The organism is Enterococcus sp. DIV1283b (genome assembly GCF_051710965.1).
In the GTDB taxonomy this organism is placed as follows: Bacteria; Bacillota; Bacilli; order Lactobacillales; family Enterococcaceae; genus Enterococcus_B; species Enterococcus_B lactis.
The window spans coordinates 2,383,394-2,399,037 of sequence record NZ_JBIOLR010000001.1 but is presented as its reverse complement, the minus strand read 5'-3'; the positions used below and the strand labels follow the sequence as shown (position 1 = coordinate 2,399,037).

At 37.1% G+C, this 15,644-nt stretch carries 14 protein-coding genes; 11 read left to right on the top strand and 3 right to left on the bottom strand.

From position 1 onward, the window contains the following. Genes walK through IGJ53_RS11715 form a run of 4 tightly spaced genes read left to right on the top strand, consistent with a single transcriptional unit; the run spans position 1 to position 4,883 of the window. Positions 1-1,836: a cell wall metabolism sensor histidine kinase WalK gene (walK, locus tag IGJ53_RS11730; protein ID WP_002310033.1), complete on the top strand. Its 1,836-nt coding sequence runs from the start codon at positions 1-3 to the stop codon at positions 1,834-1,836. After that, on the top strand, positions 1,833-3,149 hold the full coding sequence (locus tag IGJ53_RS11725) for a YycH family regulatory protein (RefSeq protein WP_438750276.1): 1,317 nt from the start codon (positions 1,833-1,835) through the stop codon (positions 3,147-3,149). Before walK ends, IGJ53_RS11725 begins: the two co-directional genes overlap by 4 nt. After that, complete coding sequence (locus tag IGJ53_RS11720; RefSeq protein ID WP_010732913.1) at positions 3,150-4,019, top strand: two-component system regulatory protein YycI; 870 nt, start codon at positions 3,150-3,152, stop codon at positions 4,017-4,019. It abuts the gene before it with no gap. Positions 4,020-4,073: 54 nt separating this feature from the next. Then, positions 4,074-4,883, top strand: a complete 810-nt coding sequence (locus tag IGJ53_RS11715) for an MBL fold metallo-hydrolase (protein WP_002288854.1) — start codon at positions 4,074-4,076, stop codon at positions 4,881-4,883. 101 nt (positions 4,884-4,984) lie between these two features. On the opposite strand, the gene IGJ53_RS11710 is transcribed toward IGJ53_RS11715, so the two are convergent. Further along, complete coding sequence (locus tag IGJ53_RS11710) at positions 4,985-5,614, bottom strand: NAD(P)-dependent oxidoreductase (RefSeq protein WP_438750273.1); 630 nt, start codon at positions 5,612-5,614, stop codon at positions 4,985-4,987. Between the two features lie 170 nt (positions 5,615-5,784). Between IGJ53_RS11710 and IGJ53_RS11705 the strand changes: the two genes are divergently transcribed. Next, complete coding sequence (locus IGJ53_RS11705; RefSeq protein ID WP_259742206.1) at positions 5,785-7,083, top strand: PTS sugar transporter subunit IIC; 1,299 nt, start codon at positions 5,785-5,787, stop codon at positions 7,081-7,083. A gap of 76 nt (positions 7,084-7,159) precedes the next feature. Here IGJ53_RS11705 and IGJ53_RS11700 read toward each other — a convergent pair whose 3' ends face one another. Further along, positions 7,160-7,822 (bottom strand): CPBP family intramembrane glutamic endopeptidase, encoded by a 663-nt coding sequence (locus IGJ53_RS11700; protein WP_086311483.1) that lies wholly within the window; start codon positions 7,820-7,822, stop codon positions 7,160-7,162. 223 nt (positions 7,823-8,045) lie between these two features. On the opposite strand from IGJ53_RS11700, the gene groES reads away from it, so the two are divergent. From groES to IGJ53_RS11675, 5 genes are all read left to right on the top strand, one after another. Further along, entirely contained in the window at positions 8,046-8,330 is a 285-nt protein-coding gene (gene groES / locus IGJ53_RS11695) for a co-chaperone GroES (RefSeq protein WP_002288862.1), read from the top strand. 51 nt (positions 8,331-8,381) lie between these two features. Then, on the top strand, positions 8,382-10,007 hold the full coding sequence (gene groL, locus IGJ53_RS11690) for a chaperonin GroEL (RefSeq protein WP_002290607.1): 1,626 nt from the start codon (positions 8,382-8,384) through the stop codon (positions 10,005-10,007). Between the two features lie 330 nt (positions 10,008-10,337). Then, positions 10,338-11,744 (top strand): PTS sugar transporter subunit IIC, encoded by a 1,407-nt coding sequence (locus IGJ53_RS11685; RefSeq protein ID WP_438750271.1) that lies wholly within the window; start codon positions 10,338-10,340, stop codon positions 11,742-11,744. Between the two features lie 82 nt (positions 11,745-11,826). Beyond that, positions 11,827-12,099, top strand: a complete 273-nt coding sequence (locus IGJ53_RS11680) for a hypothetical protein (protein WP_002310043.1) — start codon at positions 11,827-11,829, stop codon at positions 12,097-12,099. A 14-nt stretch (positions 12,100-12,113) separates the two neighbouring features. Then, on the top strand, positions 12,114-13,037 hold the full coding sequence (locus IGJ53_RS11675) for a LacI family DNA-binding transcriptional regulator (RefSeq protein WP_002293627.1): 924 nt from the start codon (positions 12,114-12,116) through the stop codon (positions 13,035-13,037). 217 nt (positions 13,038-13,254) lie between these two features. Here the strand turns inward: IGJ53_RS11675 and IGJ53_RS11670 are convergent, their stop codons facing one another. Beyond that, positions 13,255-14,007 (bottom strand): LytR/AlgR family response regulator transcription factor, encoded by a 753-nt coding sequence (locus IGJ53_RS11670; RefSeq protein WP_042957061.1) that lies wholly within the window; start codon positions 14,005-14,007, stop codon positions 13,255-13,257. 485 nt (positions 14,008-14,492) lie between these two features. Here IGJ53_RS11670 and IGJ53_RS11665 point away from each other — a divergent pair, with 485 nt between their 5' ends. Next, on the top strand, positions 14,493-15,608 hold the full coding sequence (locus IGJ53_RS11665; protein WP_259742205.1) for a sensor histidine kinase: 1,116 nt from the start codon (positions 14,493-14,495) through the stop codon (positions 15,606-15,608). Positions 15,609-15,644: the final 36 nt, after the last annotated feature.

The following is a 15,644-nucleotide window of genomic DNA, read 5'->3' as shown; positions in this document are numbered from 1 at the left end:
ATGAAAAGAAAAGTCCGCTTTTTTCGATCAGTCAATTTTAAGATCGCTATTACTTTTATTTTGATTTTATTGATCTCGATCGAAATTATTGGCGCCTATTTTATACGTGGATTGGAACGTTCCACGATCAATACATTTATTAAAGATATGAATCAAACGGTGGAATCATTAGCAACAACAATCAGCCCGGAATTGAATCGAAAAGATAATGCAGATGATGAAGAGGTAAATGCGAATATCAAAAGATTTATTGAAAACAGTGCGACTAGCGATATCATCGAAATACGGGTCGTTGACGAAAAAGGGATCATCCGAGGAACAACCGATGTCAATGAACAAAGCGCTGTGGGAAAGAAAAATGATTATGTTGATATCAATGATTTCACGACTAAACGTTATGTTGCTTTAGATAACGACGATAAACGGGTGAATATCAATGTTCAACCGATCCTGTCCCCGACCGGCGATGCCGTTATCGGGGCTCTTTACGTCAAAAGTAATATCGAACAAAAATATTCGGAAATCAATAACACAGCAGTCATTTTCTTTACTGCCTCACTAATTGCGGCATTTATTTCAATGATCGTATCTGTTTTAGTTGCTCGTTCGATTACACAGCCGATCGGTGAAATGAGAGAACAAGCCATTCGAATCGCTAGAGGAGACTACAGTCGGAAAGTCAAAGTGCATGGACAAGATGAACTTGGACAGCTGGCTGATACCTTCAATCAGTTAGCTGAACGTATTGAAGAAGCTCAAGATACAATGGAAGCTGAACGCAATCGGTTGGATAGCGTGCTATCCCATATGACAGACGGCGTCATTGCGACAGATCGCAGGGGTAAAGTCATTACGATCAATGATATGGCTGTTTCCTTGCTAGATGTCAAAAATGAGGAAGCAATTGGACAATCGATTTTGACACTTTTGGATATCGAAGAAGAATATACCTTGCGTAAATTATTAGAAGATCCAAACGAAATGGTACTTGACCGTTCAACCAGTACATTGGAGAGCGATCAGATGATCTTACGAGTAGACTTTTCCATGATCCGTCGTGAATCAGGTTTTATCAGCGGATTAGTAGCTGTCTTGCATGATGTGACAGAACAAGAAAAAACAGAACGGGAACGTCGTGAATTCGTCTCTAATGTTTCCCATGAACTTCGTACACCGTTGACAAGTATGCGTAGTTATATCGAAGCATTGAGCGAAGGTGCGTGGAAAGACGAGGAAGTAGCACCAAATTTTTTGAAGGTAACATTGGATGAAACAGATCGGATGATTCGAATGATCAATGATCTCCTGAATCTGTCTCGCATGGATACAGGTAATACCCAGCTTCAATTAGAATATGTCAATTTCAACGAGTTAGTGAATTTTGTTCTTGACCGGTTTGATATGATGGTAGGAAATCAGGAAAAAAATTATAAGATCCGTCGTGAATTCACGCAAAGAGATCTTTGGGTCGAAGTAGATACAGATAAAATCATCCAAGTAGTCGATAATATCATGAATAACGCGATCAAGTATTCACCAGATGGGGGAACGATCACCTGTCGCTTATTAGAAACGCATAATAACGTGATTTTAAGTATCACCGATCAAGGATTGGGGATTCCTAAAAAAGATCTGAACCGAGTGTTCGAGCGGTTCTATCGAGTAGATAAAGCACGTGCAAGAGCACAAGGTGGGACAGGTCTTGGATTAGCTATTTCTAGAGAAGTGATCAAGGCGCATCGAGGCGCTATTTGGGCAGAGAGCAAGGAAGGAAAAGGATCGACTTTTTATATCTCGCTGCCATATGAACCTTATGAGGAGGAATGGTGGGAATGAGAATCTCTGAAAAAGTCGTTCGTATAGGACTCATTTTGATGGTTGCGTTAAGCATATACTTCTCTTATGCAATCTGGCTGAGCCCAGCAGGAAAAAGTTCAATCAACGTAGATGAGACAAACACTCAAATGATCGAGTCTCAAAGCAATCGAAAAACTTCCGAAGTCTTTCTTCCGCTTCATGTTACATGGCACCATTCGGGAACGATCCAAGAAACCAACAGTGAAAATCTCGTGTACCGATTGCAATTGATCATCGATAAAGCAAGATTCGGGAAGCTTTCTGAAGTCGTTTCGGGAGATGAATCACAATTCGAACAAGTGAAAAATCTGACATCTGGTTTCGAGTTGGCCTATAATGCGCCTTTTTTGCTAAGAGAATATAAGGAAGCATTTGATTTAGATGTAGACGTCTCGAATTTGGCAAAAGAAAGCGAAAATATGTATTTTACTAGAATACAATTCGATCAAGGAAACAAAAAAATCCGATTTTTGAATTATTCGAACCACCTTGTATATGAAGCGAATATTTCGTTGAATTGGGAGGATATCAACAAAGAATTAACAGCAAACGACACGAAATGGACAGAAATGTCAACAGAACCGTCGACGATCGACACGCAATATGCTACGAAACATTCAATCAAGTTGAAAAAGTACAGCTATATCCTTTCGCAGCAACCCTATACACTTTTTAGAAATGCTTTTTTCCAGAAGCCAGATAGCGTGAAAAATAATGATGAAAGCAATGAATTGATTTTTTACGGTGGGAATGAAACGATGTCTATCCATTCGGAAACGCAAGTAGTTGATTTTCGAGGAGAGCTGCCAGAGAAAAAAGAAAATGCTAGTGTATTTTCTGAAAGTTTTCCCTATATTAGCAAATTAGGCAGTTCTTTAGGGAATCTCAGATATTTTGACCGGAGTGACAATACAATCGATTACCGGATCTTCGTGGAAGGCTTTCCGGTTTTTGGGACGGACAGCAGAGGACAGATCGGTGTGGAAGTTGGCGGTGAAACAAACGGTTCGGTGCAAGTGAATATCCAAACCAGTTTGAATACGATTCAAGTACCGATACCTTCAGATGAAGAAGTAGAACTTGCAAGTACGAATGAAATCATCCAGCAGCTGGAAGCTAAGGGAGCAGATAGCAACAAGATTGGTTCAGTAATCGTTGGCTATACATGGCAAAATGTCAAAGAAACGAATCGCGTCGTTGATCTCTTACCTGAATGGTATGTGAAATATAAAGATAACTGGTATTCAGCTAACGACCTTCTGGAAAAATTACCTGGATTGGAGGCGAATTAATTGGATTTTAAAAAAATCGAATGGATATTTTTCGTCGCTTTTTTAGGGTTGAATGTGTTTTTATTCAGCAGTTATCATGATGCGGTATACCAAGAAAACAATGTCATTCGTTCTGATCAGACTGAATCAATTCAACAACGTCTGGCTAGTGACGATATCACTTATACGGGGAAGATTTCTTCTGAGAGCAAGCAAGGCTATTATCTTAGCGCGGAACAGACCAATCTTAGCACTTCATTAGCAAATTATCGCAAGGCTGGAAAAAGCGGATTGTTGGAAAGTGGCGTGTTTTTAGACGGCGATGTTTTGACAAAATCCTTATCCAGCTCAGAAGCTGAAAAGAACGTGATTGATCCAGATAAGATCAGCAGTTCTTTGGAAGATTTTTTAGCTAACAAAGACAATATTTTATTCGGTAATGAGTATGTGTACACGAAAAATTTTTCTCATTTAGAAGAAGAACCACTAGAAATCCAAGCAAGCCAAGAGTATGAAGGCATCCCATTCAATGATGATACAGCAAAAATCGTTCTTTCTTTAGAAAAAAACGATAATGATTATAGCATCACGAAATACATGCAGACGCATTTATCTGATATCGAGCAGCTGCGCGAAAAGACGGAACTGTATACGGAAGAGGAAGCAATCAATACATTGTACATCAATAACAAAATACCAAGAGGATCAAAAATTTTATGGCGTCAACTAGCTTATTCCTGTATTCTGAAAGTCCGGGAAAAAAATGTGTATGTTCCTGTTTGGCATGTAGCAATCGAAACAAGCGATAAAGTGGTCCAAATCGAGAGCGTCAACGCTTTCAGCAATACGATCGTGACAAACAATACTGTACCAAAAGTGGAAGATCAATAAAAAAGCGAGTATAATGAAAAAAGTTTACAAAGTAAGAAGGGAAGTAGGAGTCAAATGGCTGAAGAAAAACCAGCTTTTAAAATCAGTATCCTAGCAAGTGGAAGTTCGGGTAATTCACTTTATATCGAAAGTGAAAAAAAACGGCTTTTGGTCGATGCAGGACTTAGCGGTAAAAAAATCACTTCCTTGATGGCTCAAATTGATCGGACACCGGACCAATTAGATGGAATACTTGTGACGCATGAACATCGAGACCATATACATGGTGTGGGTGTCTTGGCTCGTAAGTATCATTTGGATGTTTTTGCCAATCAGCAGACTTGGGAAGCGATGGAGCCGCTGATTGGGAATGTACCAGTGGAACAAAAACATCTATTTGAGATGGGAAAAGTAAGAACATTCGGCGATATCGATATTGAGAGTTTCGGCGTCTCCCATGACGCAGCAGCTCCGCAATTTTATCGTTTCCATAAAGAAAACCGTTCATTCGTCATGTTGACGGATACCGGATACTGCAGTGATTACATGCGAGGTGTCATTGAAAATGCCGATGGTTATTTGATGGAAAGTAACCATGATCTTGAGATGTTACGCATGGGACCTTATCCGTGGAATCTAAAACAGCGTATTTTAGGAGATAGAGGGCATCTTTCCAACGAAGATGGTGCACTTGTCATGACTGATGTGATCGGTAATCGGACCAAACGAATCTATCTTGGTCATCTTAGCAAGGAAAACAATATGAAAGAACTTGCTCATTTAACGATGGAAAATGTTTTGAAAGAAAAAGATTTTGGCGTTGGACATGATTTTGAAATCTATGATACAGATCCAGATGAAGCAACTGAGCTATTTTCGATTTAAACAGTGTAGTCAATAAAAAATAAAAACAGAAGATAAAATCAATCAGTGTTGGTTTTATCTTCTGTTTTTATTTTTTTCAGATCATTGACAAAATAACCGTATTATCGGCTGACTACACTGATATGCTGTTTTTCATGTTGTTTATCCAGTATCTCATCTACTAATGCAATCGCGTAATCTGCCATGCTAATCGTACTGTCGCCAACAGCGTTTCTTTGTAAATAATCATCACTTAATAAATAAGTGCCTGTACGCTTGCCGTGTGGATCAAATAAAGAAGCTGGACTGATATAAGTCCACTGTAGATTTTTAGATTGTTTCAATTTTAGCAATCCTTCGTACATATTGAAAACTGTTGGATAGAAGGGTGCATTTTTAGGCACTTGGTCAATCATACGAGTCGTCTTTTCTGTATCTAAGAATAACGAAGAGGCGCCCCCAACGACAATTAAGCGTGTATCGGTTCCTTCAAGTATCTCAATCAAATGGGACAAAGAAGTTTGATGCATTTCTTCTTTTCCTTTAGGAGCGTTGAAAGCATCAACGACAACATCAAAAGATGTAAGATCAGTAGTTGTCAACTCAAATAAATCCTTTTGTATAAACGGAACATCTGATGGCAATTTTTCTGGATGACGCACGATTGCCGTCACGTCTAAATCTCTGGACAATGCTTCGTCTAAAATAAATGAACCTGCATGACCAGTAGCGCCAATGATTGCGATTTTCATAAAAAAAGCCTCCTTTTTTATTCCTGTCCATTGTAAGCAGTTACTGGATATTCGTCAAAGAATCCGTTTTTTGAAAAGCTTAGTGCGCATTCCTTTCATGGTTCGTGATCATTGGGTATAGTTAAATTAAGGAAACTAGTTGATCAAATAGAAGATGAAGGAGATAAGAAATGAAAGAGTGGTTAGATCGTGCCTTTTTACCAATGGTAACATCTGTTGTGAATCTTAGACCCTTAACTGCTTTGCGTAATGGAATGACTTATACGATCCCGATAATTATAGTTGGCTCGCTGTTTTTCTTATTTGCTCATTTTCCTGTAGATTACATCGCTCAGTGGATAGATAAAACAGGATTTTCTATGTATTTTACACAAGTATACCAGGCTACATTTGACGTGATAGCCTTTTGGATCGTTTTTGCTATTGCGTATGCTTATGCAAAAGAAGAAAACATCGATCGCTTGCCAGTCGGCATGACAGCCTTGTCTGCTTATCTACTACTTATTCAGCCACTTAATGTTCAGGTAGAGATAGATAATATCTGGACAGGCGGTGAAGGGATACTAGGAGCAGTTGCAACCGGGCTCCTCATTGGATGGGGCTATGCACGTTTAGCAAGATTTGCGAAAGGATGGAGGCAAAATGGGAAGATTCCTGAAAATGTTTGGCAGTCTTTTACTTCATTGATCCCAATACTTGCTATAGTTACTTTTACGCTTATAGGTTCAGCGGTTTTTCAACAGTTGTTCGGGATGACTGTCATTCAAGGAATATGGACGTACGTCCAGCTTCCGATCCAATCGTTGATAGACACGTTATTCGGTGTGCTTTTATTAGGTTTTTTTGTCCCGTTTTTATGGCTATTTGGTCTTCATGGATCTGCGATGGTCAATGGGTTGGTTAGTCCGATCTTACAAGCAAACTCATTAGCAAATGCAGAAATCTTAGCCTCTGGAAAAGACTTGACTGTGGCAAATGGCGGGCATATCGTTACTCAGCAATTTCTTGATCAATTCATGACTGTTACCGGAGCAGGTTTGACGTTAGGAGCTGTATTTTTTATGATGTTTTTTGCGAAATCGAGGAAATACCGAGAATTAGGAAAACTTTCTCTTTTACCAGCCTTTTTCAATATCAATGAATCGATTATTTTTTCCACACCAATTGTGATGAACCCGATGATGGCTGTTCCTTTTATTTTCGCGCCGATCCTCTCAGGATTGATTACCTATTCCGCTTTATATTTTGGATTCGTTCCTTTATTTACAGCGGTCCAAGTTCCTTGGACAACACCGCCGATCCTCTCGGGTTTTTTAGTAGGCGGAGTGCCTGCAGCGATTTTACAAGGTATCGTGCTGGCAATTAGTTTTTTCATTTATTTCCCATTTTTGAAAAAAATAGATTCTGCAAACTTCAAAAAGGAAAGACAGACAAAAAATGATGGAACAGCAGAAAAGATCATCGACTAAAAAAACAAAAATACTCCTGTCGCTTTAGATTGGAAAAATCACCAATCTAGGATGACAGGAGTATTTCTAATCATGTTTATACCAGTCCTTTTTGGACAGCTAATTGAACAAGAACAACTAATGTGTTCATTCCTACGTGTGTGATCATCGATGTCCAGATCCGACCAGTAGCTTTGTACTCTAGGCTGAAGAAGAAACCTAGGAAAAAGTAAATCAGCAAATGACCATCATTATGAGCAAACGCAAACAGCAAAGAGCTGATCACTGCCCCGACCCAAAAATTTGAATACCGACTGATGATCCCCAGTATGCTGCGACGAAATACGAACTCTTCCATGATTGGTCCGGCAACAGTTGTCGCCAAAATAAAAGCAGGTGCTTCCATGATCATCTGGATGATATTTTGTGTATTCTCAGAAGGGGTTGCTTCGCCAAACAATACAGATTCCAGCATGACAGCGATGCTTTGCAGAATCAATGCGACAAAGATTCCAACTAATCCATAAATAACGATCTTTGGAACAGAAGCTTTTTTTACTGCTGATTCGATTGCTAACGGTTCACGTTGCTTAAAATAAAAAATAGCTAGGACAACCGCGCCCAGTATATACATGACTGCAGTTGCTGTGATCAATTCAGACGTAGATTTTACAAGTCCTATCGAAGCTAGGATTAAGGGTGAGATAAAAATTAGACCATAGCAAAAAATGCTGAGGAAACTATATTTTTTTAAAGACATGTAATTCCTCCTTTAAGGGATAACAAGCATGCAAGGCAAGCTTTTATCGATTGATTTCAATTATATCATAATTTCAATAAGCAACTGTCAGAATAAAATTTCTTTTCTTTGATTTAAAAGCTTGCAAAAAAGAGGGAGAATGAGTATTATTAAAAATGTAGGTTAGCACTCGAAGGTTAAGAGTGCTAACGGATTAAAAAAAGAGTTATCGGAGGGATTTATCGTGTTAAAACCATTAGGTGATCGCGTCATTATCGAAGTCGCAAAAGAAGAAGAAAAAACTGTCGGAGGAATCGTTTTAGCTTCTGCAGCTAAAGAGAAACCCCAAACTGGGACAGTTGTTGCAGTCGGTGAGGGCCGTTTGTTGGAAAACGGTGAAAAAGTTCCTGCCGCTGTGAAAGCAGGCGACCAAGTTATGTTCGAAAAATACGCCGGTACAGAAGTAAAATACGAAGGAAAAGAATATCTGATCGTCGCAGGAAAAGATATCATGGCGATTGTTGAGTAAATTTTGAAGATAGAAAAAATAATCAAAAATAATCGATGAGGTGAATCAATCATGGCAAAAGAATTGAAATTTGCAGAAGACGCACGCGCAGCTATGTTACGCGGGGTAGATAAATTAGCAGATACAGTGAAAGTAACATTAGGACCTAAAGGCCGAAATGTCGTACTAGAAAAATCTTACGGCTCTCCATTGATCACAAATGATGGTGTGACGATCGCAAAAGAAATCGAGTTAGAAGATCATTTTGAAAACATGGGTGCAAAACTTGTATCAGAAGTAGCATCAAAAACAAATGATATTGCCGGTGACGGAACAACGACAGCCACTGTTTTGACACAAGCAATCGTTCGCGAAGGTTTAAAAAACGTAACTGCAGGTGCTAATCCTCTAGGCATTCGCCGCGGGATCGAATTGGCAACAAAAGCCGCAGTGGAAGAGTTGCATAATATCTCAACAGTTGTTGATTCAAAAGAAGCCATTGCACAAGTAGCAGCTGTTTCTTCAGGCTCTGATAAAGTTGGACATTTGATTGCTGATGCAATGGAAAAAGTTGGAAACGACGGTGTCATCACAATTGAAGAATCAAAAGGAATCGAAACAGAACTAGATGTTGTAGAAGGTATGCAATTTGATCGTGGTTACTTATCACAATATATGGTAACAGATAACGACAAAATGGAAGCTGTTCTAGAAAACCCATATATCTTGATTACAGACAAAAAAATCTCTAACATCCAAGACATTCTGCCATTGTTAGAACAAATCTTGCAACAATCACGTCCATTATTGATCATTGCTGACGATGTAGATGGCGAAGCATTACCAACTCTTGTATTGAACAAGATTCGCGGAACATTTAATGTAGTAGCCGTAAAAGCTCCTGGTTTCGGTGATCGTCGTAAAGCAATGCTTGAAGATATTGCTATTTTGACAGGTGGTACAGTAATTACTGACGATCTAGGTCTAGAATTAAAAGATGCAACAATCGAAAACTTAGGAAATGCGTCTAAAGTTGTTGTAGATAAAGACAATACAACGATCGTAGAAGGTTCAGGAGAAAAAGAAGCCATCGAAGCGCGTGTGCAATTGATCAAAAACCAAATTGCTGAAACAACTTCTGATTTTGACCGCGAAAAATTACAAGAACGCTTAGCTAAATTAGCAGGCGGTGTAGCTGTTGTTAAAGTCGGTGCAGCTACTGAAACAGAATTGAAAGAATTGAAATTACGCATTGAAGATGCATTGAATGCTACGCGTGCCGCAGTAGAAGAAGGAATGGTCTCAGGTGGTGGTACAGCTCTAGTGAACGTTATCAGCAAAGTTTCTGCTGTAGAAGCAGAAGGAGACGTGGCAACAGGTATCAAGATCGTTGTTCGTGCCTTAGAAGAACCAATTCGTCAAATCGCTGAAAACGCTGGTTATGAAGGATCAGTGATTGTTGATAAATTGAAGAACGTAGAACTAGGTACTGGTTTCAACGCTGCTACTGGAGAATGGGTAAACATGGTTGAAGCAGGTATCGTAGACCCAACTAAAGTAACACGTTCTGCCTTGCAAAATGCCGCTTCCGTTTCTGCCTTGTTATTAACAACAGAAGCAGTCGTTGCAGATAAACCAGAACCAGCAGCACCAGCAGCTCCTGCAATGGATCCATCAATGATGGGCGGTATGATGTAAGAAAAGCACCTTGCTTATCCAGCGTAGCCCATTATTTGAGAAAGATAGATAAAAAGTAGAAAAGGAAGCGAAATACTTCCTTTTCTACTTTTTTTGTATACTTATTCATAATAAGTGTAATTTAAATGGTATCATTTGCTTTTGCGAGTAGTTGGAAACTATACTATTTATAAAGGATTATGCATGTTTTTTGAATTCGCATAGTTATTTATTTTATCTGCTAAAAACAGATAGCCAGATAGGAATAACTATGCTATATTTATAATATCATTATAATGTATGCGTATTCAAAACGGAGCTTCGGTAACAATAAAAACAGGAGGAGAAAAAATGAATGGATTAATGAGTTGGATGGAGAAGTATATTTTGCCAGTTGCAACGAAAATCGGGTCGGAGAAACACTTGGTTGCATTGAGGGATGCTTTTATTGGTACGATGCCAGCTACGATGGCAGGAGCAATTGCTGTTTTACTGAACGCATTTATGCGGGATTTTCCGAATACGTATCTAGGTGAAGGGAATGCAATCACGACATTTTTTACCCCAGTCATTGGCGTAAATGGATTGATCTGGAATGGTACTTTAGCTATTATGGCAGTGGTCTTTGCCTTATCACTAGGAGCGAATCTAGCGAAAGCCTATGAGGTCGATCCTGTCTCAGGAAGTATTGTTTCTCTGGTTGCTTTTATTATTGGCTTACCCGATGCAGCAACAGCGGTGTTGACATTGCCCGAGAAGCTTTCGCAAGACGCAGCAGATTTGATTACTTCTGCAGGTGGTGTGATTGCTGGAACGCCAGACGGAGGACAAACGTTATCAGTAGGCGCATGGGGCTATTTTAATTTTGGTAAATATATGGGTGGGTCTGGTTTATTCACTGCTATGATCTTTGGATTTATTTCTGTCATTATTTTTGCGATTCTGATCAAGAAAAAGATCATCATACGGATGCCGGATTCTGTGCCACCTGCTGTAGCAAGAGCTTTTGCGGCGATTATTCCTGCATTAGTTTCTTTATACGTCGTTGGTGTGATTAATTATATCTTTAGACAAACAGCTGGCGAGCCGCTGATTGACTGGATTTCTGAAGCCATCCAATCTCCTTTGATGAACTTATCACAAGGTTATGGAGCGGTCTTTATCATTGTTCTTCTTGTGCATGTTCTTTGGTTTTTTGGTCTTCACGGCACAAATATCATGTCACCTGTTTTGCAGACCTTATATGGTACCGCGATGGTCGAAAACACGAATGCCTTTCAAAATAATGAGCCCATCCCTTTCAAATGGGTGGCAGGTTCTTTTGAAGCTTTTGTCTGGCCGGGAGGAGCTGGAGTCACGCTGGTGTTGATAGTTATGATTTTATTTTTATCTAAACGGGCAGATTATAAAACGGTAGGAAAGTTGGGGATTGCACCAGGAATCTTCAATATCAATGAACCAGTGATGTTTGGTCTTCCTGTTGTGTTGAATCCGCTGTTGATGATTCCGTTCATCTTGGCACCTCTTGCGACTGCAACGATCGCCTATTTTGCCACGATGGCTGGGCTTGTTCGTCCAGTTGTAGTAAATGTGATTTTGGTCATGCCAACGATCATCAGTGGATTTTTAGCTACTGCGGGAGATTGGCGAGCCATCGTTTTAACAATCGTTAATTTAATAGTAGCTGCTTTGATCTGGGCGCCATTTATTTTAGCAGCAAACCGCTTAGATCCAAATTTAGGTGAACCAGAGGAATAGAACGTTTCTATTGCAAAACAAACTCCTTGATATGAGACGCGTTTCATACACTATACTCAAAGTATCAAAAGGAGGGCTTGCAATGAATACCTATGTAGAGATAACAGATGGCACAACGAACAAATATTTTTATGCGTTTGTCGAGTTTAAGGGGTCCATATTAACGTTGTACAGTTTTCAAGGGCTGAATAAGAATATAGTAAAAGAAATACCGATGAATGAAATCGAAACGTTGACAAAAGATATATATTGGGGTGGACAGCGGATCAGTTTTTCTCATGATGGAAAAATGTATCAGTTTTTTGAATGCGGTCCAGCTGTGGTAGACTATTTACAAGAAAATCTTTTTGTATAGGTGGCGAAGCAGCAGTGGCAAATATTCGAGATATCGCAAAGCTCACAGGTTATTCAGTTTCTACTATTTCACGTGTAATCAATGGACATCCATATGTAGATGAGGAAAAAAGGAAAGAAATACTTGCGGTCATGAAAGAAGTCGATTATATCCCTAATGCAAAAGCCAGACAGTTGAGTTATGGAAAAACGAAAAGTATCGGAGTAATCTTGCCTTATACCAACCATCCGTACTTTGATCAGCTGATCAGTGGAATCATTGAAGAGGCGTTTGACTATGATTACAAAGTGACGCTTTTACCGACGGGTTATCAGAAAGAAAAAGAGCGAAGCTATCTTGAAGAATTTGCAGCTAAAGCGTTCGATGGATTGATCATCACATCTCGTGCCAATACACTAGAAGATTTGCTAGATTATCAAAAATATGGTCCTCTAGTTTTTTGTGAAGAAATCAAGGAAAAACAGGCAAGTTGCGTCTTTATTGATCGAGAACAATCGATTACAGAAGGTCTTTCTTATTTGAAGCAGCAAGGGGTAAAACGATTGGGCATCACATTGGGGCGAAGTGGCAGGCTGAGTTATAATTCAAAGATCACTTTGCAACTATGTCGTCGACTTTTTCCGTTTTTTGATGAGTCACTTGTTTTTTGGGATTGCATAGATGCAGAGAAAGGAAAACAAGCAGGTATCTTTTTTAAAGACCATAGAGTTGATGGGGTCTTTACAAATTCGGATATGGTCGCAGCAGGCATCTTGCAAAGCTATCTGCAAGATAAGACACCAGTGGTGATTGGACGCGATAATTTGCTGATCAGCGAGCTTCTTGGCTTTCCAACGATCGATCACCATCTGGAAGCTTGCGGAGAAATGGCTTTTCAATTGTTTCTTACAGAAAAAAAGGATAAAGTGAAAATACCTTATACGTTTATTCAGCGCTGACAGGGGGATTTATAGGTAAAAATCAAGTGATTTCAAGAACAAATAAGGATTACATGTTGTATTCTTGTTGAATATGACATGTAATCCTTATTTATTTTAAATCACAGAGAAAATATTTTTTGCTAAAATAGTTTTTTAGTAAAAATAACTCGTTGGAATTATAGAATATTATTTCATAGGTCTAATTATCACTAACTATTTATAATGCGAAAACAATTTAAATGAAAATTGAGAAATCAACTAATTTGGTTAATTTAGAGACTAATAAAGGGCTTAAATAGAGTTTATAATCATTTTTAAAAGTTATTTCACCAGATTTTCTATTGAGACTTTTTAGTTGGTGTGTATTGATAATATAAGATTTAAGTGAAACTATAAAATAGTCTGGAAAAGGCATTTTTTTAACATTGGCAAAAGAATGATTAATAATATGTTCTCCTTCAACTGTTTGGAGATAGGTATGAAATCTATTTCCCTTGATAGTGGTAAGATAATTAATTTCAGATAAAGAAATTAATAAGTCATCATTGAGACTTTTAAAACGAAGAATATCATTTTTTTCAGTTTGTATGAGACGGATTTTATCTAATATCTTAACTAATTGTGTATCAATCGAATCAATATTGCTAGCAGATTTTATGATATAACCGAATGGAGAAATATTTTTATTAATTACTTCCAATGTCCTATTTTCTTCACTAGTTATAAAGATAATCAAACATTTTGAATTATTTAACCTAATCTTTTCAGCTAAATCAACTCCATTAAAATATTGACTTAACTTTATATCAATAAAGAAAACATCACTATCTAGAATGGTCGTACGAACTATTTTTTTATTAAAATTAACAATATCGATTACCTCATGGATATGGTAAGAAATACCATTTTTTTGCTTATGCTTCTCAACCGTTTTTTTTATATAGGTTAAGTGTGCTAGGTTATCTTCTATAAGGTAGATATTAGTCATCATCTACTCCTCCAAAAATTATTATGAGTATAAAACTTTTCGTATATCAAGTAAATTAATTTTTATTGAGTAATCATCATTTTAGTATTGTGTAAAGAAAAAAGCAATTATATACTAAAGTGTCTTTTATTAAAAAATAAGAGAAATATATGCAGTCATAAAGTGATATGGATCTAGTATAAATATAGGGGATGCTTATAGGTTTATAGTAGATGGTTTGATGAGTAGAAACTTAGCTATTTGATATCTATTATTATGATTTTGAGGAATAATAAAAATATGGACATGTATTTCATAAAGAAAGGATGACCGTTTTGCAATTTTCAATAGCGTTCATTTTATATATTGCTTTAATTGAACACTTACTTTTTAATTGGGTTATATTACGTAAAACCTGTTCTTTTAATAATAAATTGTTGAATAGCTTGGTAACTTTTTTATTAGTTGTTCTACGCTCTATGAACTTAAGTAACCATGGCGGCACTATGAATAGTTTAATTCCTCTTACGTATATAAGTAGTTTTCTATTTATTTATTATGGTAGTCGTAGTGGTTCTTATACTATTTTAACGGTAATGTTAAATTATATGTTAATCCAAATAAGTATGATATTTTCTTTCGATGTACTTTACATATATAATAGTTATATTATATCAACGAATATTCTTTTTTGGGGAAGTATTTTAGACATTATATTTTTTTTAGCTTTTCTATATGTATTGTATAGATTAGATGCGCATTTTCAAATCTATTTTTTACTTAATAAACTTTCCAATCCATTACGAGTGATTATAGCAATATTCTGTGTTATTTTTAGTTCAGTTGCCCTATTGCAGGCAATACAAACAAATTTGAATCATATGATTTATTGGTTTTATAATGTCATTTTATTGTTATTGTTCCTTATGTTTATAGGTGGGATCTACTCAATAACCCAAATAACACGATATTTTCATGAAATAAATCAGTTAAATATAGCATATAGTCAAGAAATTGAGAAACTAGACGATATGAAAGAATTCAGGCATGATTATAAAAATCTACTACTAACGTTAACTATTTCTTTAAAATCGAATAAAACGGATGAAGCATTTCATCTACTTGAAGAAATAACTTCTTACTCGGATAGTATAATTGAAGATAATGTTCTGAAAGATCTAAAACACATCTACATTTTGCCTGTTAAAAGTATTCTATTTACAAAAATACAAGACAGTATAAATAAAAAAATAGATATTCAATTATGTGTAATCGGTGAAATCAAGGAGATTGGAATAAATCTGTTAGACTTTGTTCGTATATTGTCAATACTAATTGATAATGCCATTGAAAGTAGTCAGGAAGTAATTCAACCAGCTATTACAATAAAATTTATACAAAATAATAAAGAATTACTTGTTGAAATTGAAAACATCTATAGTGAAAATAATGATTTTTCTTTAGAAAAAATATTAAAAAAAGGTATCACAACCAAATCTGGGCATAATGGATTAGGACTTAGCTATCTGGCTAAAATAGCCGACAGATACCCTAATTTTAATTTTATTATCGATAGAAGTAAAGGCACGTTTAGAGTAATGGTAAAAATTATTTCATCTTGAGAAAATATTCAACAACAAAAATATACGAAAGCAAAT